This window comes from Granulicella sp. WH15, from assembly GCF_009914315.1.
Taxonomy (GTDB): Bacteria; Acidobacteriota; Terriglobia; order Terriglobales; family Acidobacteriaceae; genus Edaphobacter.
Genome location: NZ_CP042596.1, coordinates 3,991,995 through 4,015,861, shown reverse-complemented (window position 1 = coordinate 4,015,861; position 23,867 = coordinate 3,991,995). Strand labels below are relative to the sequence as shown.

The 23,867-nt window shown below is 63.6% G+C and carries 22 protein-coding genes and 2 tRNA genes; 13 read left to right on the top strand and 11 right to left on the bottom strand.

Translation table 11 applies throughout. The annotated features are described in order from the left end of the window. Positions 1-44: 44 nt before the first annotated feature. Positions 45-1,058 carry an N-acetylmuramic acid 6-phosphate etherase gene (gene murQ / locus FTO74_RS16700; protein WP_162539155.1) on the bottom strand — a complete coding sequence of 338 codons (1,014 nt, stop codon included), beginning with the start codon at positions 1,056-1,058 and terminating at the stop codon, positions 45-47. A 231-nt stretch (positions 1,059-1,289) separates the two neighbouring features. Between murQ and lepB the strand changes: the two genes are divergently transcribed. Both lepB and FTO74_RS16690 read left to right on the top strand, forming a co-directional pair. Further along, positions 1,290-1,829 (top strand): signal peptidase I, encoded by a 540-nt coding sequence (lepB, locus tag FTO74_RS16695; RefSeq protein ID WP_162539154.1) that lies wholly within the window; start codon positions 1,290-1,292, stop codon positions 1,827-1,829. Positions 1,830-1,954: 125 nt separating this feature from the next. Beyond that, the gene (locus tag FTO74_RS16690) at positions 1,955-2,137 is read left to right on the top strand and encodes a hypothetical protein (protein WP_162539153.1); all 183 of its coding nucleotides are present in this window, start codon (positions 1,955-1,957) and stop codon (positions 2,135-2,137) included. Positions 2,138-2,203: 66 nt separating this feature from the next. Here FTO74_RS16690 and tpiA read toward each other — a convergent pair whose 3' ends face one another. From tpiA to FTO74_RS16675, 3 genes are all read right to left on the bottom strand, one after another. Then, positions 2,204-2,959: a triose-phosphate isomerase gene (gene tpiA, locus FTO74_RS16685; protein WP_162539152.1), complete on the bottom strand. Its 756-nt coding sequence runs from the start codon at positions 2,957-2,959 to the stop codon at positions 2,204-2,206. An 87-nt stretch (positions 2,960-3,046) separates the two neighbouring features. Then, the gene (locus FTO74_RS16680; RefSeq protein WP_162539151.1) at positions 3,047-4,261 is read right to left on the bottom strand and encodes a phosphoglycerate kinase; all 1,215 of its coding nucleotides are present in this window, start codon (positions 4,259-4,261) and stop codon (positions 3,047-3,049) included. A gap of 121 nt (positions 4,262-4,382) precedes the next feature. Further along, entirely contained in the window at positions 4,383-4,760 is a 378-nt protein-coding gene (locus tag FTO74_RS16675) for a RidA family protein (protein WP_162539150.1), read from the bottom strand. A gap of 94 nt (positions 4,761-4,854) precedes the next feature. On the opposite strand from FTO74_RS16675, the gene FTO74_RS16670 reads away from it, so the two are divergent. Further along, positions 4,855-5,517 (top strand): DUF6629 family protein, encoded by a 663-nt coding sequence (locus FTO74_RS16670; protein WP_162539149.1) that lies wholly within the window; start codon positions 4,855-4,857, stop codon positions 5,515-5,517. Here FTO74_RS16670 and gap read toward each other — a convergent pair. Further along, a complete protein-coding gene (gap, locus tag FTO74_RS16665; RefSeq protein WP_162539148.1) occupies positions 5,514-6,539 on the bottom strand; it encodes a type I glyceraldehyde-3-phosphate dehydrogenase in 1,026 nt (341 codons plus the stop codon). The genes FTO74_RS16670 and gap overlap by 4 nt on opposite strands. A gap of 425 nt (positions 6,540-6,964) precedes the next feature. On the opposite strand from gap, the gene FTO74_RS16660 reads away from it, so the two are divergent. From FTO74_RS16660 to FTO74_RS16635, 6 genes are all read left to right on the top strand, one after another. Beyond that, entirely contained in the window at positions 6,965-7,675 is a 711-nt protein-coding gene (locus FTO74_RS16660; protein ID WP_255462342.1) for an ATP-binding protein, read from the top strand. A 173-nt stretch (positions 7,676-7,848) separates the two neighbouring features. Then, positions 7,849-9,084: a PLP-dependent aminotransferase family protein gene (locus FTO74_RS16655; RefSeq protein WP_162539147.1), complete on the top strand. Its 1,236-nt coding sequence runs from the start codon at positions 7,849-7,851 to the stop codon at positions 9,082-9,084. A gap of 135 nt (positions 9,085-9,219) precedes the next feature. Next, positions 9,220-9,972, top strand: a complete 753-nt coding sequence (locus FTO74_RS16650) for an ATP-binding cassette domain-containing protein (protein ID WP_162539146.1) — start codon at positions 9,220-9,222, stop codon at positions 9,970-9,972. Further along, the gene (locus FTO74_RS16645) at positions 9,969-10,610 is read left to right on the top strand and encodes an ABC transporter permease (RefSeq protein WP_162539145.1); all 642 of its coding nucleotides are present in this window, start codon (positions 9,969-9,971) and stop codon (positions 10,608-10,610) included. Before FTO74_RS16650 ends, FTO74_RS16645 begins: the two co-directional genes overlap by 4 nt. Beyond that, a complete protein-coding gene (locus FTO74_RS16640) occupies positions 10,610-11,506 on the top strand; it encodes a glycine betaine ABC transporter substrate-binding protein (RefSeq protein ID WP_162539144.1) in 897 nt (298 codons plus the stop codon). Before FTO74_RS16645 ends, FTO74_RS16640 begins: the two co-directional genes overlap by 1 nt. 35 nt (positions 11,507-11,541) lie before the next feature. After that, complete coding sequence (locus FTO74_RS16635) at positions 11,542-12,057, top strand: DinB family protein (protein ID WP_162539143.1); 516 nt, start codon at positions 11,542-11,544, stop codon at positions 12,055-12,057. Positions 12,058-12,284: 227 nt separating this feature from the next. Here the strand turns inward: FTO74_RS16635 and ribA are convergent, their stop codons facing one another. Further along, the gene (ribA, locus tag FTO74_RS16630; RefSeq protein ID WP_162539142.1) at positions 12,285-12,923 is read right to left on the bottom strand and encodes a GTP cyclohydrolase II; all 639 of its coding nucleotides are present in this window, start codon (positions 12,921-12,923) and stop codon (positions 12,285-12,287) included. Positions 12,924-13,413: 490 nt separating this feature from the next. Here ribA and FTO74_RS16625 point away from each other — a divergent pair, with 490 nt between their 5' ends. The 3 genes from FTO74_RS16625 (at position 13,414) to FTO74_RS16615 (ending at position 18,299) form a co-directional block, all read left to right on the top strand. After that, positions 13,414-14,448, top strand: coding sequence for a radical SAM protein (locus FTO74_RS16625; protein ID WP_162539141.1), 1,035 nt, complete (start codon positions 13,414-13,416; stop codon positions 14,446-14,448). Positions 14,449-14,676: 228 nt separating this feature from the next. Then, a complete protein-coding gene (locus FTO74_RS16620; protein WP_162539140.1) occupies positions 14,677-16,008 on the top strand; it encodes a histidine kinase in 1,332 nt (443 codons plus the stop codon). A gap of 56 nt (positions 16,009-16,064) precedes the next feature. Continuing rightward, a complete protein-coding gene (locus tag FTO74_RS16615; RefSeq protein WP_162539139.1) occupies positions 16,065-18,299 on the top strand; it encodes a beta-galactosidase trimerization domain-containing protein in 2,235 nt (744 codons plus the stop codon). Positions 18,300-18,315: 16 nt separating this feature from the next. Here the strand turns inward: FTO74_RS16615 and FTO74_RS16610 are convergent, their stop codons facing one another. From FTO74_RS16610 to FTO74_RS16590, 5 genes are all read right to left on the bottom strand, one after another. After that, a complete protein-coding gene (locus tag FTO74_RS16610) occupies positions 18,316-19,461 on the bottom strand; it encodes an MFS transporter (RefSeq protein WP_162539138.1) in 1,146 nt (381 codons plus the stop codon). 34 nt (positions 19,462-19,495) lie between these two features. After that, on the bottom strand, positions 19,496-20,773 hold the full coding sequence (locus FTO74_RS16605) for an MFS transporter (protein WP_162539137.1): 1,278 nt from the start codon (positions 20,771-20,773) through the stop codon (positions 19,496-19,498). 507 nt (positions 20,774-21,280) lie between these two features. Further along, the gene (bshA, locus tag FTO74_RS16600) at positions 21,281-22,477 is read right to left on the bottom strand and encodes an N-acetyl-alpha-D-glucosaminyl L-malate synthase BshA (RefSeq protein WP_162539136.1); all 1,197 of its coding nucleotides are present in this window, start codon (positions 22,475-22,477) and stop codon (positions 21,281-21,283) included. A gap of 340 nt (positions 22,478-22,817) precedes the next feature. Then, positions 22,818-23,366, bottom strand: a complete 549-nt coding sequence (locus FTO74_RS19850) for a ChbG/HpnK family deacetylase (protein ID WP_255462341.1) — start codon at positions 23,364-23,366, stop codon at positions 22,818-22,820. 112 nt (positions 23,367-23,478) lie between these two features. Beyond that, positions 23,479-23,555, bottom strand: a tRNA-Val gene (locus FTO74_RS16590). A gap of 175 nt (positions 23,556-23,730) precedes the next feature. On the opposite strand from FTO74_RS16590, the gene FTO74_RS16585 reads away from it, so the two are divergent. Then, a tRNA-Asp gene (locus FTO74_RS16585) sits at positions 23,731-23,807 on the top strand. The last annotated feature ends 60 nt before the right edge of the window (positions 23,808-23,867 follow it).

Genomic DNA, 23,867 nt, shown 5'->3' with positions numbered 1-23,867 from the left:
AGCTCCCCTATCGCTATTTATGAATTTCGGAGTTCGTCGTCGAACTAAAGTTCGAGCCGTGAGTCATCGATGGCCAGCCGCACGTTGCCGTCCGACTTCGACAGCCGCCGCACCGCCTCCATCTTGTCCACCTGAGCCTTCAGCATCACCAGCGCAATCGGAATCGACTTGCCCGCAGATTTGATCGTCCGAATCGCCGTATCCCGGTCGATATCGCAGACGTGCATCAGCACGCGGATGCCGCGCTCGACCAGCTTGGCGTTCTTCATGTGCACGTTCACCATCAGATTCTCGTACACATAGCCCAGCCGGGTCATAGCGCCGGTGGTGATCATGTTCAGCACCATCTTCTGCGCGGTCGAGGCCTTCATGCGGGTCGAGCCCGAGATGACCTCCGGCCCCACCTCCACGACGATGCTCGTATCCGAGACATCGGAGAGCGGCGTGTCCAGATTGCAGGTGACGCAGGCCGTTTTGGCGCCGCGCGCCCGCGCATACTCCACCGCGCCCACCACGTAGGGGGTGGTTCCGCTGGCTGAGACGCCGACGACGATGTCCTTACGGGTCGGCCGCCGCCGCGCGATGTCGCGCTGGCCGATCTCGGGCGAGTCCTCGTTCACGTCCGAGGCCGAAGCCAAAGCCTTGGGACCGCCGGCCATGATGTACTGCACCTGCGCCGGAGCGGTCGAGAACGTGGGCGGGCACTCCGACGCGTCGAGCGCCGAGATGCGTCCGCTGGAGCCTGCGCCAACGTAGATCAGGCGGCCGCCGTCGCGCAGCGAGCGGGCTACCGTGTCGATCACGATGGCGATCTCCGGCAGCGCCTTTTTGACCGCGGCCGTGATCTTGCTGTCCTCGTGGTTGATGATCCGGGCAATCTCAAGGGCCGACTTGGTATCGAGTCCCTCGGAGGCGCTGTTAGCGCTCTCGGTGGTGAGGGCGTGCAGGTCTCTGCCGCCGACGCGAGGAGCCGCGCCGTTCAAGGATTTACCGGGCTTTTCGGAGTTCTTTTCGGGGTTCTCTAGAGGTGCCTGATCCATCATTGTGAGCGTCGCCATAGTTCGTTGCCGCCAGTCTCTTTTATTCTAGCTCTAGGAGGTCGCACCCATCATACCCGAGGCGATATACGGTAGGGCATATGCAAATGTCGTGGCGGGCAGAAGTGGTGTTAAACCCCGTAAGCGAACTCGCTTTTTCTTCGTCTAACAGTTAGGACGGACAACGCCTCGCCGGATAACTTCCGGGTCCGTAGTGTAGAGTGTCGAAGGAACGAGGTTGGGCCGAGGTTGATGATGGAGCAGGACGGAAAGAACGGGCGTTGGGGCGGAGTGCGCGCCTGGTTGCGCGATCTTTCGCTATCCATCGGGGTCTCGGCGTTCATCATCATATTTTTATACCAACCGGTCCGGGTGGAGGGTACCAGCATGTTGCCCGTCCTCGAGGACCAGGATCGCCTGTTCATCAATAAGATGGCGTTTCGGGTCGGCGAGGTGCATCGCGGCGATGTTGTTGTCTTTGAGTACCCCCGCGATCACTCCAAGAGCTACATCAAGCGCGTTATCGGGTTGCCTGGCGACCGGGTGCGGATCGACCGCGGCATGGTCTACCTGAACGGTAAGCGCCTCGATGAGGCGTATGTTCCCAGCCGCTACTGCGACGACCGCTCGCAGCCCGAGATGACGGTGCCGCCGTCGGAGTACTTCGTGATGGGCGATCACCGGTCGATCTCCAGCGATAGCCGGGACTTTGGCCCGGTGGACCGGCGGCTCATCTTCGGCAAAGCGGCCTTCGTCTATTGGCCGATGGAGCAGATGGGCGTAGTCCGATAAGGTACGAAGCGCCCGGCAGATAGATCTTTTCTGATCTCCTGAAATCCTCAGTAGCAAAAGCCGCATCACACCAGATGTATCGGTATTCTTTGGCCCTAAAATCTGCTGAATCGAGGAGAGTGCAAGTGACCCACCGACTGAAACGCTGGATGCTCGGAACGATCATGGGAGCCGTGATGGCGCTATCGCTGGCCACGGTTTATACCCCTCCCGCCAACGCGCAGGTCGTGGTCCGTGTCGGCCCGCACCATCGCTACCATCGCCGTTACCACAGGCGTTACCATCGTCGCCCCTACCGCCGCTACTAGGCTGATGGCCCAGATAGAGACGCCCTCTTCCGCGCAGGCAGAAGAGGGCGTCGTACGTTGCTTGCTTTAGCTGGCGTAGCAGACGATCCGGGCAAAGGTGTCCGGATCGAGGCTGGCCCCGCCGACCAGCGCGCCGTCGATCTCCGGCTGCGCCATCAGCATCGCCGTATTCTCCGGCTTTACCGAGCCGCCGTAGAGGATGCGGGTCTGGTTCGCGCGCTCCTGCCCCAGCCGCTCCGCTATCTCGCGCCGGATGATCCGGTGCGCTTCGGAGACCTGCGTCGGTGTCGCCGTTGAGCCGGTGCCGATCGCCCAGATAGGCTCGTACGCGATGACCAGGGCCTCTGAGCCCTCGGCCTCCACGCCGTTCAGCGCGTTGGCGATCTGCCAGCGCAACACAGCTTCGGTCAGGTTGCTCTGCCGCTTCTCCAGCGTCTCGCCTACGCAGACGATGGGCACCAGACCGTGCCCGATGGCGGCCTTCAGCTTCAGGTTCACCATCTCGTCGGTCTCGTTGGCGTAGATGCGCCGTTCCGAGTGGCCCAGCAGCACATGGGTGCAGTGGATGCTGGCCAGCATCGTCGGCGAGGTCTGGCCGGTGTACGGGCCTTCGTTCAGCCAGTGCATCGTCTGCGCCCCGGCCGAGACGTTGGTGCCGTGCGTTGCCTCGATGACGTAGCCCAGCGAAGACATCGTCGGGAAGAGGGCGATCTCGTCGCGCGTGTGGGTGGCCACCAGCGGCAGAAAACGCTCGAGGAAGGCCAGCGACTCCTTGGGAGTCTTGTACATCTTCCAGTTACCAGCAATCAGAGGCTTGCGCATAGTTTAGGTGTGGTGCTTTCAGGTTCGCTAGTATGTCATCTTTTGCTCTGGGTTGGAAAGCCGCCTCAACCCAGAGCGCGGTCAGGGTTACTTGTTCGTTAAAGCTTCGACGCCCGGCAGCGCCTTGCCCTCGAGGAACTCGAGCGAGGCTCCGCCGCCGGTCGAGATGTGCGTGATCTTGTCGGCGAAGCCGCTCTTGTGGATCGCCGAGACCGAATCGCCGCCGCCGACGATGGTGGTGGCCTCGTCGTTCATCGCCACCGCGCGCGCGACCGCGTTGGTGCCGTGGGCGAAGGCAGGGAACTCGAAGACGCCCATCGGGCCGTTCCACAGGACTGTTCTGGCTTCTGCGATTTCTTTGGCAAACAGCGCCTCGGTCTCCGGCCCGATATCGAGCGCCATCTTGTCGGCGGGAAACGCGCCCTCGCCCGCGAAGACCTCGCTGGTCGCCTTGGCGTCGAAGCGGTCCGCCAGAATGTGGTCGATGGGCAGCAGGAACTTCACTCCGTTGCGTGCGGCCTTGTCGAGCGCCGCGCGGGCTACCTCCACCTTGTCGGCCTCCACCAGAGACTTGCCCACGCCCCGCCCCTCGGCCAATAGGAAGGTATAGGCCATACCGCCACCGATCAGGATTGCATCAGCCTTGCCCAGCAGCGAGTCGATGACGTCGATCTTGTCTGAGACCTTGGCTCCGCCGATGATAGCCACGAAGGGCTTGTCCGGGTGGTTCAGCGCCTTGCCCAGATGGGCCAGCTCCGACTCCATCAGCAGCCCCGCAGCCGACTGCTTGACGAAGTGCGTGATCCCCTCGGTGGAGGCGTGCGCCCGGTGTGCGCTGCCGAAGGCGTCGTTCACGTATACATCACAGAGCGCGGCCAGCTTCTTCGCGAAGGCCGGGTCGTTCTTTTCTTCCCCGGCGTGAAAGCGCAGGTTCTCAAGGAGAAGGGTCTGGCCCGGCTCCAGATTCGCAACCAGTTCGGTTGCAATCTCGCCCACGCAGTCCGGCGAGAAGCCAACGTTCTCATCCTCGTCGAGCACGCCGTCCAGTAGCTCGCGTAGCCGGTCGACTACGGGGCGCAGGCTCATCGTCGGCACCGGCTGGCCCTTGGGGCGGCCCAGGTGCGAGCAGAGCACCACGCGGGCCTTGCGGCGCAGCGCGTACTCAATCGTCGGCACGGTCTCGCGGATGCGCGTGTCGTCGAGGATCTGCTGCCCGTCCTTCGAGAGGGGCACGTTGAAGTCCACGCGGATCAGCACGCGTTTGTCAGTCAGGTCGAGGTCGCGAATCGAAAGCTTGGGCATGTATTTTCCTGGGCAGTGAGTTGGGAAGGATCAGAGCAGTTCTGCGATCCATCGTTTCATATCGAAGTGAATGTCCGTGTCCTTCGCGATTGTAGCCGCCCGGGTCCGCCGATGGCCAAGGCTACTCCGGCACAATCGCATCGGCTTCGATCTCCACGCGCCAACGCGGATCGAGCAGCGCGGCTACGACTACCATCGTAGCCGCGGGGCGCACGATGCCGAAGAACTTGCCGTGTACGCGTCCGACGGCCTCCCAGTCCTCGGCGCGGGTCAGATAGATCCGCGTCCGCACCACCTGCTCGAAGCTCGCACCGGCCTCCTTGAGCGCACCGGCGATGATGGTCAGGCACTGGTCGGCCTGCCCGGCGACGTCGGCGTCGTCGCAGCCCACGGGGCCGGTCCCCGAGACCATGACGTGTTGCCCGACGCGAACCGCGCGCGAAAATCCGATCACCGCTTCGAAGGGAGAAGTTCCGGGAAAGTTCTGGCGTTTGCTCATGCGTCATTGGATGCGGGGGCAGTGCTTTTGCGTCAGCACAGACCGAAAAATTGCCGTCGGGTATGATCGCGGAGAGCCTTGGAGGATTCCGAAGATGTGTTTTTCAGCGGCTGCGAACTTCACCGGAAGCGGTGTGCTGGCCACACTTGGCGTCATCACCTTCACTAAGGTTCGGCACCGCCGCGAGCTGCTCTTCGCCGCGCTCCCCACCATGTTCGCGGTGCACCAGTTCATCGAAGGCTTCGTCTGGTTGGGTCTCGACGGCATCCTCTCCCCCCGGGTGACGCACGCCGCCGGAATGGCCTTCATGCTCTATGCACAGGGTTTGCTGCCCTTCCTGATGCCGCTGAGCATCCAGCTCTTCGAGCCGACCTCGAAGCGCCGCCGCGGCATGGTGCCCTTCACCATCCTGGGCGCGGCTACCAGCCTCTACATGCTCTGGGCGCTCATGGTTTATCCGACGTCGATCTACGTGCAGGGCAACAGTATCGTGTACATCAACCAGGGCACGTACCATACGGAGCTGGCGGTGCTCTACGTCATCTGTACCTGCGGCTCGCTCTTCTGGTCGAAGATCCGGGAGATGGTTCTCTTCGGCGTGGCCAATCTGGCGATCCTGCTGGTGGTGATGGCGGTGAAGCGGTATGCCTTCACGTCGCTTTGGTGCGCGTACGCCGCCATCGCCAGCGTCATCATCCTGGCCTACTTCTGGAAGAGCCGGTCTATCCGGCCCTTCCGCTATGCCGCGCTGGCTTAGAGGCCTTTCGCCACCAGGAACAGGATCAGGTCCTTCACCCGGTTCGAGTAGCCCCACTCGTTGTCGTACCAGCTGATCACCTTGCCCATGTTGCCGCCGACCACCTTCGTCAGCGCCGAATCGAAGATCGACGACAGCGGGTTGCCCTTGAAGTCCGAGCTGACCAGCTCCTCGCTTGTGTAGCCCAGGATGCCCTTCAGCGCGCCCTCGGACGCTGCCTTGATTGCGCCGTTGATCGCTTCCACCGAGATTGGTTTTTCAGACACAAACGTCAGGTCCACCACCGAGACGTTCGGGGTCGGGACCCGGATCGCGAAGCCGTCCAGCTTGCCCGCCATCTCCGGAATCACCAGCTTCAGCGCCTTGGCCGCGCCGGTGGAGGAGGGAATCATGCTCAGAGCAGCCGCCCGCGCACGGCGCAGATCCTTGTGCGGCGTGTCCAGAATCACCTGATCGTTGGTGTAGCTGTGCACCGTCGTCATGATGCCGCTGGCGATCCCGAAGGTGTCATTCAGCACCTTGACCACCGGGGCCAGGCAGTTGGTCGTGCAACTCGCGTTCGAGATGACGTTGTGCTTGTCAGCCTCGTACTTACCGTCGTTGACGCCCAGGACGATGGTGATGTCCTCGTTGGTCGCCGGAGCCGAGATGATGACCTTCTTCACGGTCTCGCCCAGGTGCGCCTTGGCCTTGGTCGCGTCGGTAAAGAAGCCGGTCGACTCGACGACGATCTCCGCACCCACCGAGGCCCAGTCCAGCTTGGCCGGGTCGCGCTCGGCGAAGACCTTGATCTTCTTGCCGTCCACCGAGATGAAGTCGTCCCCGTGGCTGATTTCGTTCTTCAGGTTGCCCAGGATCGAGTCGTACTTCAGCAGGTGCGCCAGCGTCGCGGGCGTCGTCAGGTCGTTCACTGCGACGAACTCAATCGACGGGTTGCCCAGCGCGGTGCGGAAGACGTTGCGTCCGATGCGTCCAAAGCCGTTGATCCCTACCTTCACTGGTGTGCTGTGCTGAACCGACATGCGTGTAAAGCTCCTTGTCCTACTTTTGAAGTCCTACGGTTGACGTCTTATACCTGAGCCATTCAGGATTCAAAATGGCCATCGTCTCGGATGCTAACACCGCCGCGATGCGCGGGCAATGAACCAGGCTGACGGGGGCAACGAACCAGATGGGCAGATAACTGACTGTGTGCCTCCGGCTTTGCGGCGACCAATCCGGTGTGTTACAAGCGTGTCTAGACGCATCATGCGCCGGCGGCAGGCAGCACGGCACGCCGAAAGCGAGAAATTAGGACGATGCGCACAGTGCGCGACTGGATACTCAATACGATGAGAAGACGTTCCAAGCGTGGACCGAATGAATCCGAGTCCACTGGAAAGAGCGGGCAGGAGCTGCCGACAGGCCAGTTAGCTCCGCTCCGCCCCACCTACCCGAACCGCTGCCCGTGCGGGAGCCTGAGGCTGCGCCGGAGATGGCTGCTGCTCAGGAGAGCGGCCCCGAGGTTCCGCCCCAGACCGCCTCGGCCGAGCACGAGCAGGCCGCGGCGGCCGGGTTTACCCCCGCCGCGCCAGAGGCTGAGAAGAAGATCGAGGTCGAGACCCAACCTGAGTCGCTGGCCACGCCTCCGGCCGAGCCTACCGCCGTCTCGCCCAAGAGCCCGCGCGGCTACGTGGTCCTCACCATCGGCCTGCCCGGATCGGGCAAGACCACCTGGTACAAGCGTCGCGGCGTCACCCCGCTCTCGAGCGACCTGCTCCGCTCCATCTTGTTCGACGACATTACGGAGCAGCGTTATCAGGGGCTGGTCTTCTCCACCCTGCGCAGCCTGCTGCGCGCCCGGCTCATCGCCAAGATGCCTTGGAACTATGTGGACGCCACCAACCTGAGCCCGCACGAGCGCAAGCAGTGGATCAAGATGGCCAAGAGCTTCGGCTACGAGGTTCAGGCGGTCTTCTTCGACGTGCCCCTGGCCGTCTGCATGGAGCGCAACTCCAAGCGCGACCGGCAGGTGACCGACGAGGTGATGCAGAAGATGGCCGAGCGCCTGCGCCCGCCCGTCTTCAAGGAAGGCTTCGACAAGATCACGGTCGTCCGGGTGAAGGGAGCAGCCGCCGAACCCGCCGCTGCCGTACCGGCCCCCGAGCCGGAAGCTTAAGGCAAAAGCGTCCTCACGCCGGACGGGCGGCACTTCGTGCGGTCTTGGACGCTTCGCGTGTTTCTTGCCTCAACCCCATGTCTCGACTCTGAGGCATGGGGTTTCCTCATTCCCCTCCGCGTCAGGCCCCTCGGCATTTACTGTTAATTCATCTCGCTCACGGTAGAGGCCGCATGTCCAACGCAACTGCTACGCCGGAGTCCACCCGCCCCGCATCGGCCCGGTGGATCAGCTCCAGCAATAACCTCACCCAGCAGTTCCTCTCCTTCGGCGGCCAGCCCGACATGGTCAGCCTCGCCGGTGGCCTGCCTGCCGCCGAGCTCTACCCCGTCGCCGCCATTCAGGCGGCCTCCCAGCGCGCCCTCGCCAACCACGGCACCGCCGCGCTCGAGTACGGCCCCGTGGAGGGCCTGCCCGCCCTGCGCCAGCTCATCGCCGACCGCGTCTCCGCCGAGACCGGCGGCAGCTTCTCCCCGGCCAACGTGATGCTCACCACCGGGGCCATGCAGGCGCTCGACCTCATTGGCAAGGTGCTGGTCGATGCGGGCGACCTCATCGTCACGCAGTCGCCCACGTACGTCGGGGCGCTCGACGCCTGGCGGCCGCGCAGCCCGCGCTACCACAAGCTGGACTGGACCCTTCACGACCCCAGCCTCGACCGCAACCTGCGCGAGGCCAAGTTCGTCTACACGGTCCCCAACTACTCCAACCCGACCGGCGTGCTGGTCTCGCAGGAGTGCCGTGCAGCGCTGCTCGAGAAGGTCATCGAGGCCGGAACCTGGCTGGTCGAAGACGACCCCTACCACTCGCTCCAGCTCGACGGCCCTACCGGCCAGACCATTCTGCACCACTACGTCGCCCAGAACCCCGGCCCCTACGCCGGTCCGGTCATCTACCTCGGCACCGTCTCTAAGAGCCTCGTTCCCGGCCTGCGCGTCGGCTGGATCATCGCGGAGGCCAACCTCATTCAGTCCCTGGCCGTGGCCAAGATGTCCTCGGACCTCAGCTCCAGCATGTTCACCCAGGCGGTCGCCTTCGAGCTGCTCCACGCCAACGTGGACCGCACCCACGCCGCCACTATGATCCCGGCCTACCGCGAGCGCCGCGACGCCCTCTGCCGCGAGGCCGCGCTGCGCCTGAGCCCGTGGTTCGAGTGGGAGACCCCAGTGGGCGGCATGTTCGTCTGGATGCGCGCCCGGAACAACGCCATCGACACCAACGAGCTTTATCGCTTCGCCGTCGAGGAGAAGGTAGCCTTCGTCCCCTCCAGCGTCTTCGACTTCACCGGCGAAGACCGCTTCGCCATGCGCGTCAACTTCACTCGCAACGCGCCGGAGGTGCTGGCCGAGGGTGTTCGCCGCCTCGAGCGCGCCATCCGAAACTACCTGGCAGCCCAAAAAACGCCCTGACGGCACTTCGTGCATATAGGTAAATTACCTTCTGAGGGCCTCCCGTTGGTCGGCAGCGAGCATCTCAATCCCGACCAGCGGAAGGGCCTGTTCTGTTGATCCTGTCCTGCTTTTCCGAGAACGGTACGAAGTACTATGTCGATCCAACAGCCCAGCGTCGAGTTCGCGAACGTCAGCTACGCGCCTCCCTCTGCCTCGCTGCTGCTTAAAGACATTTCGCTGAGCCTCGAGCCCGGCACTACCACCGCCATCCTGGGCCGCAGCGGCTCCGGCAAGACCACCTTCCTCCGCATGGTCAACGGGCTGGTAATGCCCGGCTCCGGCCAGGTTCTGGTCGTGGGCCGTGCCACGACTGATTGGCCACTGCTCGAGCTGCGCCGCTCCATCGGCTACGTCATCCAGGAGTCTGGCCTCTTTCCGCATATGTCGGCAGCCCGCAACGCCGGGCTTGCCCTTGAGCTCGCCGGGCGCTCCCCGGAGGAGATCCAGACGCGGTCTGCCGAAGTTCTCTCCCTTTGCGGACTCGATCCCGTCCTCAGCCAGCGCCTGCCCTGGCAGCTCAGCGGCGGCCAGCGCCAGCGCGTGGGGCTGGCGCGGGCCATCGCCCTCAACCCCGGCGTCCTGCTGCTCGACGAGCCATTCGGCGCGCTCGACCCCCTGACCCGCGCCGAGATGCAGACGATGCTCCACAACCTGTTGCTGCGCGTCCGCAAGACCGCCCTGCTGGTCACCCACGACCTCGACGAGGCTCTCTACTTGGCCCATCGCATCATCTTCCTCGTGGAGGGCGAGATCGCCGCCGACCTGCCCTCCGAGGCCGTCCTGACCTCGCACCACCCCCGCGTGCTCGAGTACGTCGCCGCGGTCCACAGGTCGGGCCGCCCATGATGCCATTCCTCCAATCCCACGGCTCCGAGCTGGCCCGCCTCACCTTCGAGCACCTCTGGCTCACCGGCTCGGCGATGCTCCTGGCCGTCGCCATCGGACTGCCTCTCGGCATCCTGCTCACGCGACGCCCCGCGCTCGCCCGCCCGGTCATCGCCTTCGCCAACGTCGTTCAGGTCATTCCCTCTCTGGCGCTCTTCGGACTGCTGCTTCCGGTGCCGTTCCTTGGCGAGAACGCCGCCCGGCTGGCCATCCTTGCGCTTACGGGCTATGCGCTGCTGCCCATCCTGCGCAACACCTACGCGGGGATTCGCGGCGTCGATCCCGCCCTCCGCGACGTCGCGGACGCGATGGGCATGACCGGCTGGCAGCGTCTCTTCAAGCTTGAGCTACCCCTCGCCGCTTCAGTCATCCTCGCCGGTCTCCGCACAGCCACCGTTACCTGCGTCGGCGTCGCCACCATCGCCGCAGCCATCGGCGCGGGCGGGCTGGGAGAGCTGATCTTTCGCGGCGTCGCCAGCGTGGATAACTCGCTGGTCCTCGCGGGTGCGATCCCTGCCGCTCTCCTCGCATTGGCCGCCGACGCCATCCTCGGCCTGATCGAACGCAGGGTCGCGATCCCCAGCAGGAGCAAGCCCTGATGCGTCCCGGCGTGTTTCTTCCTGTGTCTCGATACATCGCGACGCTGCTGCTGTTGGCCTGCACCGCCTGCGCCCCGCCGCGTTCTTCCCGCATCACCATCGGGGCCAAGAACTTCACCGAACAGGTCATTCTCGGCGAGCTGCTCGCGCAGGAGATCGAGGCCACCAGTGGCCAGCGGGTCGACCGCCGCTTCTACCTTGCTGGCAGCTACCTCTGCCAGCAGGCGCTCGTCAGCGGGCGCATCGACGGCTACGTCGAGTACACCGGCACGGCCCTGACCGCCATCCTCAAGCAGCCCGTGGACCGCGATTCTGCCCGCGTCCTTGCCACTGTCACCGGCCTCTACCGCACCCGCTACCACGTCCGCGTCGCGCCGCCGCTGGGCTTTGAGGACACTTTCGCGCTGGTCGTGCGTGGCTCTGATGCCCAGCGCCTCCATCTCAGAACCATCTCCGACCTCATCCCTCATGCGACGCAGCTACGCCTCGGCGTGGGCTATGAGTTCCAGTCTCGCCCTGATGGCCTGCCCGGCCTGCAAAGGGCCTACGGACTTACCTTTGGAGGCACGCCGCGCGTGATGGATCTCGGCCTCCTCTACCGCGCGCTCTCGGCCGATCAGGTGGATGTCGTGGCGGGCAACTCCACCGACGGGGTCGTCCGCTCGCTGGGCTTCACCGTGCTCGAAGATGACCGCCGCTACTTCCCGCCTTATCAGGCTGTGCCGCTCTTCCGAGAAGATTCGCTGCAACGGTATCCTGAGATCAAGACCGCGCTCGACCGTCTTGCGGGCAAGATCAACGAGCAGGAGATGCAGTCGCTCAACGACGCCATCGACAGCCGCCACGAAGACCTTGCCCAGACCGTCCGCGCCTTCCGCCAATCCAAAGGGCTGTAAGGGCTGAGATAGGCTTGAATCAGAGGAATCCAACCATGCCCGAACCCTGGCTCCGCAACACTCTCACCGAGTTCGACGCCGTCAAGAGACAGGTTCTCCACGCGCTTGAGCTTACCGAAGAGGACTGCGCTCGATGGTGTGTTGGCCTGAGCTTCGATGAGCTTGAAGCACGCCCCTTCAACCTGCCCTCCGTTGGCTTCCAGATGCGGCACATCGTCCGCAGCCTCGACCGTCTGCTGACCTACGCGGAAGGCCGCCAACTCGACGAAGAGCAGCGCCGGGCGCTTGCTTCGGAGATGGAGTCCGCCGGTTCTCGTGCGGAGTTATTTGCCGAGTTTGAAGTGGGGATGGCCACGGCGGTCGCTCGCATCAAGGCCATCGTGGTCGATACCTATGAGCAGGGAAGAGGCGTTGGACGTGATCGTCTGCCCAGTACTGTTGGTGGTTTGATGGTGCATTGCGCGGAGCATACGCAGCGCCACTCCGGGCAGATGGTGACGACCGCGAAGGTCGTCGCTGCGGGTGAGAAGAAAGCATGCCTCGGGGGCTAAAGCCCGAACCTACCCAGAAACAACAGCAACAACAGAAGCAGATTCCTCCGCTTCGCTCCTGAATGACAACCAAAAGAACAGGCAACAGCGCCCTCACGCCGGGCGGGCGGCACTTCGTGCGGCTTTGGACGCTTCGCGTGAAAAGCCAAGATCTCAAAGATCCGCTCTTATCCCCTTTTTCCTTTTTTATCCTCGTTGCGCCTTGCTCTTGCTTTAGAAGATCAATCCTAGCTGACCAGGTGCCCCATCTTCTCGCGCTTGGTCTGGATGTAGAACTCGCTCTCCGGCTCGCTCGGCACCAGAGCCGAGATGCGCTCCACTACCGCAACCCCAGCCTGTTCCAGCGCTTCGACCTTCTCCGGGTTGTTCGTGATGAGCCGAACCGCAGGAACCTGAAGGATATTCAGAATCTCTGCCGGAAGCTCGAAGTGGCGGCAGTCGGCCTTGTAGCCCAGCTCGAGGTTGGCCTCGATGGTGTCGCGGCCACGATCCTGAAGCTCATAGGCGCGCAGCTTGGCCATTAGCCCGATGCCGCGTCCTTCCTGCTGTTCATAGAGCAGAATGCCGCTGCCCGCGGCCGAGATCATGCCCAGCGCCAAGTGTAACTGCTCGTGACAGTCGCAGCGAAGCGAGTGGAAGACATCGCCCGTAAGGCACTGCGAGTGGATGCGAACGATCGGCGGCGCGGAGTGGATATCGCCCATGACCAGCGCCACGGCGGACTCGATGCGCGTGAGCGGAGCGGGAACCTCATCGTTGCAGGGCTCGGGATTGGAGACAACGCCTTCGAAGCCGTGAATGCGGAACTGGCCCCAGCGGGTAGGAAGGTTGGCCTCGGCGACGCGGCGTACAGAGAGAAAAGCCATAGCTTCATTATACGAGGGGCCGACAGCGCGTTTGGATTCGCTTTATTTTATGAAGCTTCGCGCGAAGGATAAGCTCATCGGAGAGAGAGACATAACGCCCAAGGTGGAAGCCGTGCAGGTTCCCATGCTCTTGCGATGCGCGCTGGCTCAAGTACGATGAATAGTACGGAGGGCCATCGTTACGATGCAGTCTGCGTGCAACGCCGATCCAGTACCAATATCGGGATCAGTGTGGGAGCCGGTGTCCGTGCAGTTTGGGGCATGGTGGCGCGTGGAATGGCCGCGAGGGAGAGCCGCTTCAGATGGGATGGAATCCCGCACGGCGGTAAGTTCTTCAACCTTCGGATACAACATGCTGGTTTGTGATGGCCCTGCCTTGTATCGGCAGGGCCTTGCGCATCTTTTGCCTCTCTTGCTGCATCCATGCAGGCAGGTTCAAGACAGTAGCGACCGAACAAGCGATGCTGTTGCATAGCTGAGGATAGAAGCGATGAAGACCCGTGAGGTTTTGCAGGCGTGGAAGTCCATCCTGACCGGCAGGGCTCCTTCCCTGTCGATTGAGATCACGAAGGAGTGCCCGCTGCGTTGCCCGGGGTGCTATGCGTTCGACGCGGCGCACTTAGGATTGGGCAGCGATGTGATGCTGCGGCAGCTCTCGGACTTCAAGGGCGAGGAGCTGGTGCGGCGGGTGCTGGCTCTGATCGATGAGTACAGGCCGCTGCATGTGTCCATCGTCGGCGGCGACCCGCTGGTGCGTTACCGCGAGCTGGAGCTGCTGTTGCCGGAGATTGAGGCGCGCGGCATCCATACGCAGATTGTGACCAGCGCCTTTCGGGTGATTCCTGCGGAGTGGCAGGAGAAGTTCAAGCGGCTGAGCGTGGTGGTCTCGATTGACGGCTTGCAGCCGGAGCACGATGCTCGGCGGAAGCCTGCGACCTATGAGCGCATCCTGAAGAGCATCGCTGGCGCGAAGGTGACGATTCACTGCACGATTACTTCGCAAATCGTCGAGAGGCCGGGGTATCTGGATGAGTTTCTGGAGTTCTGGAGCGCGCGGCCCGAGATCGCGAAGGTGTGGTTCAGCATCTTTACGCCGCAGCGTGGGGCTACCGACCCGGAGATCCTGTCGCCTGCCCAGCGGACTGCGGTGATCGCCGATCTGCGGCGGTTACGCGGCATCTATCCCAAGCTGGGGATGCACGAGCGGGCGATTGACGAGATTGCGAATCCACCGCAGAGCCCGGAGGACTGCATCTTTGCGCGCACGACGGAGACGCTCTCGGCGGACTTGAAGACGAAGATTACGCCGTGCCAGTTTGGCGGCGATCCGGACTGTTCGCAGTGCGGGTGTTTTGCATCGATGGGGCTGGCGGCGGTAGGGCACTTCCAGGTGCTTGGGCCGTTGACGGCGGGGCATCTCTTCAAGGCTTCGGATCGTGTGGGGAAGGGTTGGAGGCGGATGCGGGAGGGGTGGGGAGAAGAGCCGGAGCCGCAGGTGCCAGCCTCTCCGTTCAAGATTGTTTAAATCTATTTCCCGACCAACGGGAGGGCCGATGTCGTTGATCTTACCGAGACAAGGTATACGCGTCACGAAGTGACCGCCCCGCACGTAGCGGGCCTGTCCGGCAGGACATATTTTTGCTGGTTGTGTAGAGACAAAAGCAACAGCGCCCTCGCGCCGGGCGGGCGGCACTTCGTGCGGTTCTCGACGCTTCGCGTGAAATGCTTTTGTGCGTCGCGATAGAGTAAGTGGGTGAAGCCGGTTTCCACATCGCTGATTCTGATTACCCTGCTGGTCGAGTTGGGCGTGGCCGCCGCGTTCTCCAGCTCGCTCTCGCGATCGAGCGCCTTCAAGCGCCTGCTGCTGCTCTCGCACCGGACTGGCAAGCAGTCGGTAGCGCTGCTGGCGATGATCGTAACGCCACTGGCCCTCGGGGTTTGGATTCGTACACGCGTGCCGAACTTCCTGGCGGCGGATATCTCCTTCGACGCGACTATCCTGGTGGGCGTGCTGGTCGGCCCGCTGGCCGCGATGGGCGCGGGCGCGGTGCTGGCTCTGCCTGCGGTGCTGCACGGCGAGTTCTGGGCGCTGCCGGTGAACCTTGCGGTCGCCGCAGTGGCGGCGGCAGTGGCGCGCGTCAGCGACGTGGAGGATGTGTGGTCGTTCTCGCCGTTGATCGACCTGAGCATCTACCGCTGGGTGACGCGCAACCTGAAGCGGCCGCAGTTCGACCGGCAGATACTGCTGCTGGTGCTGATTACGGCGTTGCAGTTCGCGACCAGCCAGCTCTCGCGGCTGTATCCACGGCGGTTCTTTCAGTTGCACTCGAACTCGTGGCTGGTGGAGTTGGCCATCTGCCTCTGCGCGCCCGTGGTGGTGGGGATTCCGCTGAAGATCTGGAACCAGATTCGCATCGCGCAGAAGCTGGAGGAGCAGGCTCGGCTGCTGCTCGAAGCCAGGCTGGACGCGCTGCAACGGCAGATCAATCCGCACTTCCTCTTCAACACGCTGAACTCGATCACCTCGTTGATCCGCTCGAAGCCGGAGCTGGCACGGGAGATGATTATCAAGCTCGCGAATATTCTGCGCATCCTGCTGAAGGAGCGGGAGGCGTTTGTGCCCTTCGCCGAAGAGCTTTCGTTTACGGATGACTATCTCGATATCGAGGTGATTCGGTTTGGCGAGAAGCTGCACGTGGTGAAGGAGATTGCGCCCGATACGCTGAACGTGGTGGTGCCCAGTATGCTGCTGCAGCCGCTGCTCGAGAACAGCATCAAGCATGGGCTGGAGCCGCGTATCAGCGGCGGCACGGTGACGCTGCGTAGCCGCCTGACGCCTGAGGGACGGCTACTGATCGAGGTGGAGGACGACGGCGTGGGGATGGACTCGTCGCGGCCCGTGGCGGGCAATCTGGCGCGGCCGGGAACCGGCATCGGCATGAAGAACGTGCGCGAGCGCATGGAGGTGCTGTACGGCGAGGCGGGCGAGGTGGAGATCGAAAGCCGTCCTGGACGCGGGACCAAGGTGACTCTGGTGATGCCGGTGATGGACGAAGGCTGGGAGCGGTTGGGGCGCGCGGTGTAGTTCGCTGTGGTTGAAGAGCTGGCGAATGATTGTTCGGGTCACGTAGTATAGCGCGCATGATCCGACCTTCCTTTCTATCTTCCCGGATTCAACCTCTGACTCGACGTGAGTTTTTGCAGACGACTGCCGTGGCCGGTGCTGTAACGGCTATCGCCAGTGTGACGCCCGGACTTGTGTGGGGGCAGGAGCCTTCGGTTGCCGTGCCGCAGTGGGCTTCGAAGCCCATGCGCTGGGCGCAGTTGACGCTGGTGGAAGACGATCCGGTCCACTTCGATGTGGGGTTCTGGCTGGATTACTTTAAGCGGACGCGGTCGGATGCGGCTTGCCTGAGCGCCGGGGGATGCGTGGCGTTCTATCCGACGGAGGTGCCGTTTCACCATCGCAGCACCTTCCTGGGGAACAAGGACCCGTTCGGCGATCTGGTGGCGGGTTGCCGCAAGATGGGCATGGCGGTGATTGCGCGGACCGATCCGCACGGCACCTACGATGACGCGGCGGCGGCTCATCCTGACTGGATCATGGTGGGCGCGGACGGCAAGCCGAGGCGGCACTGGGCCTCGCCGGAGATGTGGGTGACCTGCGCGTATGGGCCTTACAACTTCGAGTTCATGACCGAGGTACACAAGGAGATCGTCTCGAAGTACAAGGTCGATGGGCTCTTTATGAACCGCTGGGAGGGCTCGGGCGACTGCTACTGCGTACACTGTACGCAAAACTTCAAGCAGGCCACGGGCTTCGATCTGCCGCGTACGGCGGACACGCACGATCCGGCGCGGCAGGCATACATGAAGTGGCGTCGCGAGCAGTTGGTGGCGGTGCTGGACACGTGGAACGGGGCCATCCGCAAGATCAACCCGGAGGCTACGGCGATTCCGAATAACGGCAGCGGCGCGACTAATCCGCTGGACGATATCGAGACCAGCCGCAGGTCGCCGATGCTGGTGGCGGATAGACAGGCGCGGCATGGGGTGTCGGCTCCGTGGCAGGTAGGCAAGGTGGCCAAGGAGTACCGCGCGACGATGGGGGATAAGCCGGTGATCGGGCTGATCGGCGTGGGGCCGGAGGAGACCTATCGGTGGAAGGACAGCGTGAACAGCAATGCGGAGATTCGTATATGGATGCTGGACGCAGTGGCCAATGGGATGCGGCTGTGGTTCAGCAAGTTCTCGGGCACGCTGCATGATGAACGCTGGCTGCAAGGGGTTGAGGATGTGTTCGTGTGGTCGGCGAAGAACGATGCTTATCTGAGCGGACGCAGGCCGATGGCGACGATCGGCGTGGTGTACTCGCAGCAGACGGGCTGGTACTACGGGAACGGTAAGATCGAGGCACGGGTGGAGGACTATCAGCTCGGGTGGTACCAGGCTCTGGTGGAGTCGCGGATTCCGTTCGAGATGGTGCATGACCGGCTGCTGGATCGGGCGAACCTCGAGCGGGCGGGGATCACGACGCTGATCCTGCCGAATATTGCGGCGTTGAGCGACGCGCAGTGCGAACAGCTTCGGAGCTTTGTGAAGCGCGGCGGCAACCTGGTGGCCACGTATGAGACGAGTCTCTACGACGAGCTTGGGAAGCGGCGGAAGAACTTCGCTCTGGCGGATGTGTTTGGCGTGGATTGGGCCGGCAAGTCAGAAGGGCCGATGCAGAACTCGTACATACAACTGGAGCATGAGGCGCTGCCGAAGAGCGTGATCTTCAAGGGGCTGGAGGATGCTCCGCGTGTGATCAACGGCACGCAGAGGCTGGAGGTGACGCCGCGCGCGAGCTTCAAGGAGACGCCGCTGACGCTGATCCCGAGCTACCCCGACCTGCCGATGGAGAAGGTGTATCCGAGGGTGGGGAAGACCGATATTTCGTGCCTCTACCTGAGTGAGCAGGGCGGGCGTGTGGCTTACTTTCCGTTCGATCTCGACCGTACGTTCTGGGAGGTGTTGAGCGTCGATCACCTGAAGTTGCTGCGGAACTCGGTGGTGTGGGCTACGGGGGGTGCGGCCCAGCCGGTCGCCGTGGAGGGGCCGGGGCTGATGGATGTGACGGCCTGGCACAACGCCGGATCGGTGACGGTGCATCTGGTGAACCTGACCAATCCGATGGCGCTGAAGGGGCCGTATCGGGACTTCTTCCCGGTGGGCGAGCAGAGGGTGAAGGTGCAGATGCCTGCGGGGATGAAGGCCAAGGGTGCGCGGTTGCTGGTTGCGGGGACGAGCGTGAAGGTGGAGGGATCGGGGCAGACGGTGACGGTGGTGGTGCCCTCGGTGCTTGACCATGAAGTGGTTGCGATCGAAGTTTAATCGCCACCACTTGGCTTTACTCCGTGGCCTCGATGGCCACGTGTGATGATGCCGTGATCGCCAGTCCGAAGAGGGCCACGATGATGAGCGCCGGACGTACTGTGACGAGGGTGGCCAATGCTCCGATCAGCGGCGGACCGGCCAGAAAGCCGAAGTAGCCGACCGTGGTGACGGTGGCCAGCGCGGGGCCGGTGCCTACGGTGAGGTTGCGGCCCGCGGCTCCCCAGATGACCGGCACGATGTTGGCGATGCCGAAGCCTGTGCAGACGAAGCCTACGATGGCGGCCCACCAGACGTTGAGCGCCAGCGCGAACGAGAGGCCGCAGAAGAGCAGCAGGCCGCAGGCTCGCAGGATGGCGACGGGGTGGAATTTCGCGATCAGCCAGTCGCCCGCGAAGCGTCCTGTGGCCATGGAGACCGCGAACGCCGCGTAGCCGATGGCCGCCTGCGAGAGGCTGACGCCGACGCTGGACTTCAGGTAGACGCCGCCCCAATCGGCCATCGCCCCTTCAGCGAAGAGGCCGAGGAAGGCGATGCCTGCGAGGCGTAAAAGAGCGGGATCGGGCCGTCGCCAGCGCGGTTTTTCTTCAGATGCAGGTTCGTGGCGGTCTCCCGGCAGCAGCAGTGGGCTGCCCGCGCAGGTGCAGACGACGAGGAGCAGGGCGGTGCGGAAGAAGTCCTCGTGGGTGTGGCTGCCGTGGCGCAGCGCGTAGCTGGAGATAGAGGCTCCGAAGAGTCCGCCGAGGCTCCAGAAGCCCTGGAAGGAGCTGACGATGGGCTTGCCGAGCTTCTGCTCGACCCAGACGCCCTGGGCGTTGACGGAGACGTCGAGGGCACCTTTGGCCGCCCCGAATGCGGCTGCCACGCAGATGAGCGGGACCATGCCGTCGACGTAGCCAAGCCCCGCGACTGCGAGGATGTAGGCCGAGGCCGAGATCCAGATGACCAGGCGGCTGCCGGTGCGGGCGATGGTGTAGCCCGCCAGCGGCATGGTCAGGATGGAGCCGATGACCAGCGCCAGCAGCACCTCGCTCAGCGAGATGGAGGAGAGGTGGAGCGTCTCTTTGAATACGGCGATGTGCGCGGCCCAGACGCCGAAGCCGATTCCGTCCACTGCAAACAACAGGGCGGTCGCCCAACGTGCCTTCTGCGGCTCAGTCACTTATTTCTCCTACATCCTTTATACGTACGGCGCTCTATAGGGCGGCGAGGTTGTCGTCCTTGGTCTCGCGGATGGTGAGCAGGCCAATAAAGGTGAGGATGGCGGAGGCGGTCAGGTAGTAGCCGACGTACTGGAGGCCGTAGTTCTTGGCCAGCCAGGTGGCGATGTAGGGGGCCAGCGAGGCTCCGAGGATGCCCGCGAGCGAGAAGGCCAGCGAGCTGCCGGTGTAGCGGACCGAGGTGGGGAAGAGCTCCGAGATGACCGTGCCGACGGGGCCGTAGGTGAGCCCCATCAGGGCCAGGCCGAGGGTCATCATGGCAGTCGCGCCGAGGGTTCCGGCGCTGAACATGGGGGCCAGCACCAGGCCGAAGAGGCCGATGGCCGCGGTGATCGAGAGCATGACCTTGCGGCGTCCGCGCTCGGCCATCAGCGCGGAGATGGGGATCGTCAGAGCAAAGAAGAGCACGCCGAAGAGCTGGATGAGCAGGAAGGTTGAGCGGCTGTAGCCCAGCGCCGAGGTGCCCCAGGAGAGCGCGAAGACCGTCATGAGGTAGAAGAGGACGAAGGTGGAGAGGCAGACCGTGACGCCCGCGATGAGGGCGCGGGTGTGGTCGCGCAGCACGACCAGCATGGGGAAGCCGACCTGCTCGCGGCGCTCGCGGGCGGCGGCGAAGACAGGGGTTTCGGTGATGGTGAGGCGGACGTAGAGGCCGACCAGTACCAGCACGGCGCTGGCCAGAAAGGGCAGACGCCAGCCGAACTGGAAGAACTGCTGGTTGGTGAGCAGGCGCGAGAGCAGGAGGAAGATGCCGCCCGAGAGGAAGAAGCCGATGGGGGCTCCGAGCTGCGGGAACATGCCGTACCAGGCGCGCTTGTTGGGCGGGGCGTTCTCGATGGCGAGCAGGACAGCGCCGCCCCACTCGCCGCCGAGGCCGAGACCCTGGCCGAAGCGGCAGAGGGCGAGCAGCAGCGGGGCCGCGAAGCCGATGGTTTTGTACGTCGGCAAGGCTCCAATCGCGACGGTGGACAGGCCCATGGTGGAGAGGGCGATGACCAGCGTCGTCTTGCGTCCGATGCGGTCGCCGAAGTGGCCGAAGAGCGCCGAGCCGACGGGCCGCGCCAGGAAGGCGATGCCGAAGGTGGCCAGCGAGGCCAGAACGGCCGAGGCGGGGTCTGACTTGGGGAAGAACAGGGCGGGGAAGACGAGCACCGCAGCCGTGGCGTAGATGTAGAAGTCGAAGAACTCGATGGTGGTGCCGATGAGCGAGGCGAAGAGTACCTGGCGCGGCGTGTTGATGGGCTTGCTGGTCAAGAGGCGCTCCGAATATGGCTAATTCTCTAGCGGACCATAGTAACCGGGGGCTTGTCCAGAGGTAGAAGATCATCCAATAACGATGTCGATTGGTGCGAATAGTATTGAGCCGGATTGGATAAGAAGAGCCCAACGCGGATAAGACGGATCAAGGCGGATCAATGACAAGGCGCTTGTTTTTGTGCGTCTCATCCGTGTTGGGTGGCGGTGATGGTCGCTGTGCCTCAGGAGAAGAAAGCATACCTCGGGGCTAAAGCCCGCGTCGGTGGTGAGTTCTAATATCCAGGCTAAAGCCCGACCCACCCCAGAAGCAAAGGCAAAGACAACAACAAAAGCAAGAACAACGGCAAGAACAGAAGCAGATTCCTCCGCTTCGCTCCTGAATGACAACCAAAAGAACAAGCAACAACGCCCTCACGCCGGGCGGGCGGCACTTCGTGCGGTCTTGGACGCTTCGCGTAACGGCATAAATCTCAAGGCTCCGCTCTTATCCCCTTTTATCCATTTTTATCCTCGTTGCGCCTTGCTCTTTTCTGTCTGGTTGAGGATTTGCAAGTAGTAAGCCTCGTAGAGCGGGATGATGCGCGTGGTGCAGAAGCGGTCCTGCGCGGTCTGGCGTGCGGCGTGCGACATCGCCTCCAGCCGGTCGGGATCGCCGAGTAGCTCGATAGCGGCCCGGGCCATCGAGTCAACGTCGCCGACAGGGAACATGAGGCCGTTGATGCCGTGGTCGATCAGCTCTGGGATGCCGCCGATGTTGGTCGCGATGGGCGGGACCCGGCAGGCCATCGCCTCGAGCGCAGCCAGGCCGAAGGACTCCATCTCCGACGGCAGCAGCATCAGGTCGGCGAGCGGCAGCAGCTCGTTGACGTTGTCCTGCTTGCCCAGGAAGTGGATGCGGTCGGAGACGCCAAGCTCGCGGGCAAGGTACTCGGCGGTGGAGCGGTCGGGGCCGTCGCCGATGAGAAGCAGGCGCGCGGGCAGCGCGTGGGCCACCTGGGCGAAGACCTTGATGACGTCCTGAACCCGCTTGACCGGGCGGAAGTTCGAGAGGTGGACGAGCAGCTTCTCGTCGGGGGCGGCGAAGCGCGGGCGCATCTCGCGGATCTGATCGGGGTGGTGGGCGTAGACGTCGCAGTTGACGAAGTTGCGGATGACCTCGATGGGGGTGTCGATCGAGAAGGCCTCGTGGGTGCGGTCGCTGAGGTAGCTGGAGATGGCGGTGACGCCGTCGGACTGCTCTATCCCAAACCTTGTAATCGGCAGGTAAGAGCGGTCGAGGCCGACCAGCGTGATGTCTGTGCCATGCAGTGTCGTGATGAAGGGCAGATTGATGCCGCGGGTGGCGAGCATCTGCTTGGCCAGATAGGCGCTGAGCGAGTGCGGAATGGCGTAGTGAACGTGCAGCAGATCGAGCTGGTAGAACTCGGCGACCTCGGCCATGCGCGTGGCCAGGGCAAGGTCGTAGGGGGCGTGCTCGAAGAGGGGGTAGTGGTAGGTCTCGACCTGGTGGAGGTAGATGTTGGCCTCGCGGCCGGTGAGCCGGAAGGGCGCCGAGGAGGTGATGAAGTGGACCTGGTGACCGCGCGCGGCCAGCTCGATGCCCAGCTCGGTGGCGACGACGCCGGAGCCGCCGTAGGTGGGGTAGCAGGTGATGCCGATCTTGAGCGGACGCGGGGAGGGTGTGTCGCGAAGGCAGGTCATAGGTCTTTCTGATCTTTCTCGAAGCCGTGGTTAGCTGTGGCTAGGTTCCCATAGTGGATGAGGCTGGGGGCGTTGGGTTGCAGGCTTATTTCGGGGATGACCGCGAGCAGGGCCTTGCGCTCGACCTCGCGGGTGGCGAGCAGGCGGGTGTTCTGGAGCTTTAGCTCGGCGTCGTTGTAGCCGGGGTGGCAGCAGAGTTCGTAGAGAGAGTCGCCGGGAAGGCTGGCGAGGAGGCGGCGCAGGGTGGGCGTGTCGAGGGTGCCGGTCGCGGCGATGCCGAGGGTGCCTTCAGGGAGATGGAGGCCGGTGGAGACGGTGTTGAAGGCGGGGCGGAGGCGGTTCAGGAGGAGAAGCTGGATGCGGCGGGTGAGGCTGGGGTGCGAGAGGGCGGAGGCCAGGCTGGCTCGAAGGGGTTGCGGGCGCTGGCGATGCCGCAGCTCTGGGCGACGGGGAAGATGGCCGCCGCGACCAGGGGGAAGAGGTGGGTGTGCTTGTGGGTGTCGATGTGGGTGACGACGACCTCGGCGCTTTGGAGCCGCTGGATCTGGGCCTGGGCTTCGAGGGCCAGCTCGGAGGGCTGCACCTGGCCGCGCAGGACCGCCTTGGCGAAGGCGAGTGTGGAAGGGCGGAAGGTCTTGCCGTCGGGACCGAGCAGGCTGGGGATGGATGCAGGGGGGGAGACGGGTGTGCCGTCGGTGAAGACGAGGTGGCAGCCTACGCCGAGGGCGGGGTTGGCGCGGGCGATGGCGGCGGCTTCGTCGAATGCCGGGCCGGTGGCCATGAGGGTGGCGGAGGTGACAGCCCCGGCGCGGTGCAGCTCGAGAACGGCGCGGTTGATGCCGGAGGTAAGCCCGAAGTCGTCGGCGTTGATGATGAGGCGGCAGGACATGGAGAGTTCGCGGCCATCGGGACCGGGCTGAACGAAGAGTACCACTGAGGGGTAAGTGCGGGGTAAAACAGGCTTTGAGAGAGCTTGGCCGGAGGCTGTGTCTCATCAGAAGTGGTGGGCAGTGAGGGACTCGAACCCCCGACATCCTGCTTGTAAGGCAGGCGCTCTAACCAACTGAGCTAACCGCCCGATCTTTGCTGCACATGGGGCTGTTCCAGTGTAGCAAGGATCGGGCCAAAGGTGGGATACGGGCGAGGTCACTGTTTTTGAGGCTATGTTTTCCAGAGGAGAGGAAGATCGGCTCCCGAAATCGCTCCTCATCTGATAGACTAGGTTCTGTCGTATTGATGAAGGTGCGACGTGGGGGGACGTAGCTCAGTTGGTTAGAGCGCTGCCCTGTCACGGCAGAGGTCGCGGGTTCGAGCCCCGTCGTCCCCGCCATACATTCCAAAAGACTTACGGAATATATGGGACCTAAGTGACAAGCAAATCCGGGTCCGA

Bases quoted from the DNA above. Each gene is read 5' to 3' on its own strand.
- murQ (WP_162539155.1), bottom strand. From the start codon at position 1,058: ATGGCGACGCTCACAATGATGGATCAGGCACCTCTAGAGAACCCCGAA.
- lepB (WP_162539154.1), top strand. From the start codon at position 1,290: ATGATGGAGCAGGACGGAAAGAACGGGCGTTGGGGCGGAGTGCGCGCC.
- tpiA (WP_162539152.1), bottom strand. From the start codon at position 2,959: ATGCGCAAGCCTCTGATTGCTGGTAACTGGAAGATGTACAAGACTCCC.
- FTO74_RS16680 (WP_162539151.1), bottom strand. From the start codon at position 4,261: ATGCCCAAGCTTTCGATTCGCGACCTCGACCTGACTGACAAACGCGTG.
- FTO74_RS16675 (WP_162539150.1), bottom strand. From the start codon at position 4,760: ATGAGCAAACGCCAGAACTTTCCCGGAACTTCTCCCTTCGAAGCGGTG.
- FTO74_RS16670 (WP_162539149.1), top strand. From the start codon at position 4,855: ATGTGTTTTTCAGCGGCTGCGAACTTCACCGGAAGCGGTGTGCTGGCC.
- gap (WP_162539148.1), bottom strand. From the start codon at position 6,539: ATGTCGGTTCAGCACAGCACACCAGTGAAGGTAGGGATCAACGGCTTT.
- FTO74_RS16655 (WP_162539147.1), top strand. From the start codon at position 7,849: ATGTCCAACGCAACTGCTACGCCGGAGTCCACCCGCCCCGCATCGGCC.
- FTO74_RS16650 (WP_162539146.1), top strand. From the start codon at position 9,220: ATGTCGATCCAACAGCCCAGCGTCGAGTTCGCGAACGTCAGCTACGCG.
- FTO74_RS16645 (WP_162539145.1), top strand. From the start codon at position 9,969: ATGATGCCATTCCTCCAATCCCACGGCTCCGAGCTGGCCCGCCTCACC.
- FTO74_RS16640 (WP_162539144.1), top strand. From the start codon at position 10,610: ATGCGTCCCGGCGTGTTTCTTCCTGTGTCTCGATACATCGCGACGCTG.
- FTO74_RS16635 (WP_162539143.1), top strand. From the start codon at position 11,542: ATGCCCGAACCCTGGCTCCGCAACACTCTCACCGAGTTCGACGCCGTC.
- ribA (WP_162539142.1), bottom strand. From the start codon at position 12,923: ATGGCTTTTCTCTCTGTACGCCGCGTCGCCGAGGCCAACCTTCCTACC.
- FTO74_RS16625 (WP_162539141.1), top strand. From the start codon at position 13,414: ATGAAGACCCGTGAGGTTTTGCAGGCGTGGAAGTCCATCCTGACCGGC.
- FTO74_RS16615 (WP_162539139.1), top strand. From the start codon at position 16,065: ATGATCCGACCTTCCTTTCTATCTTCCCGGATTCAACCTCTGACTCGA.
- bshA (WP_162539136.1), bottom strand. From the start codon at position 22,477: ATGACCTGCCTTCGCGACACACCCTCCCCGCGTCCGCTCAAGATCGGC.
- FTO74_RS19850 (WP_255462341.1), bottom strand. From the start codon at position 23,366: ATGTCCTGCCGCCTCATCATCAACGCCGACGACTTCGGGCTTACCTCC.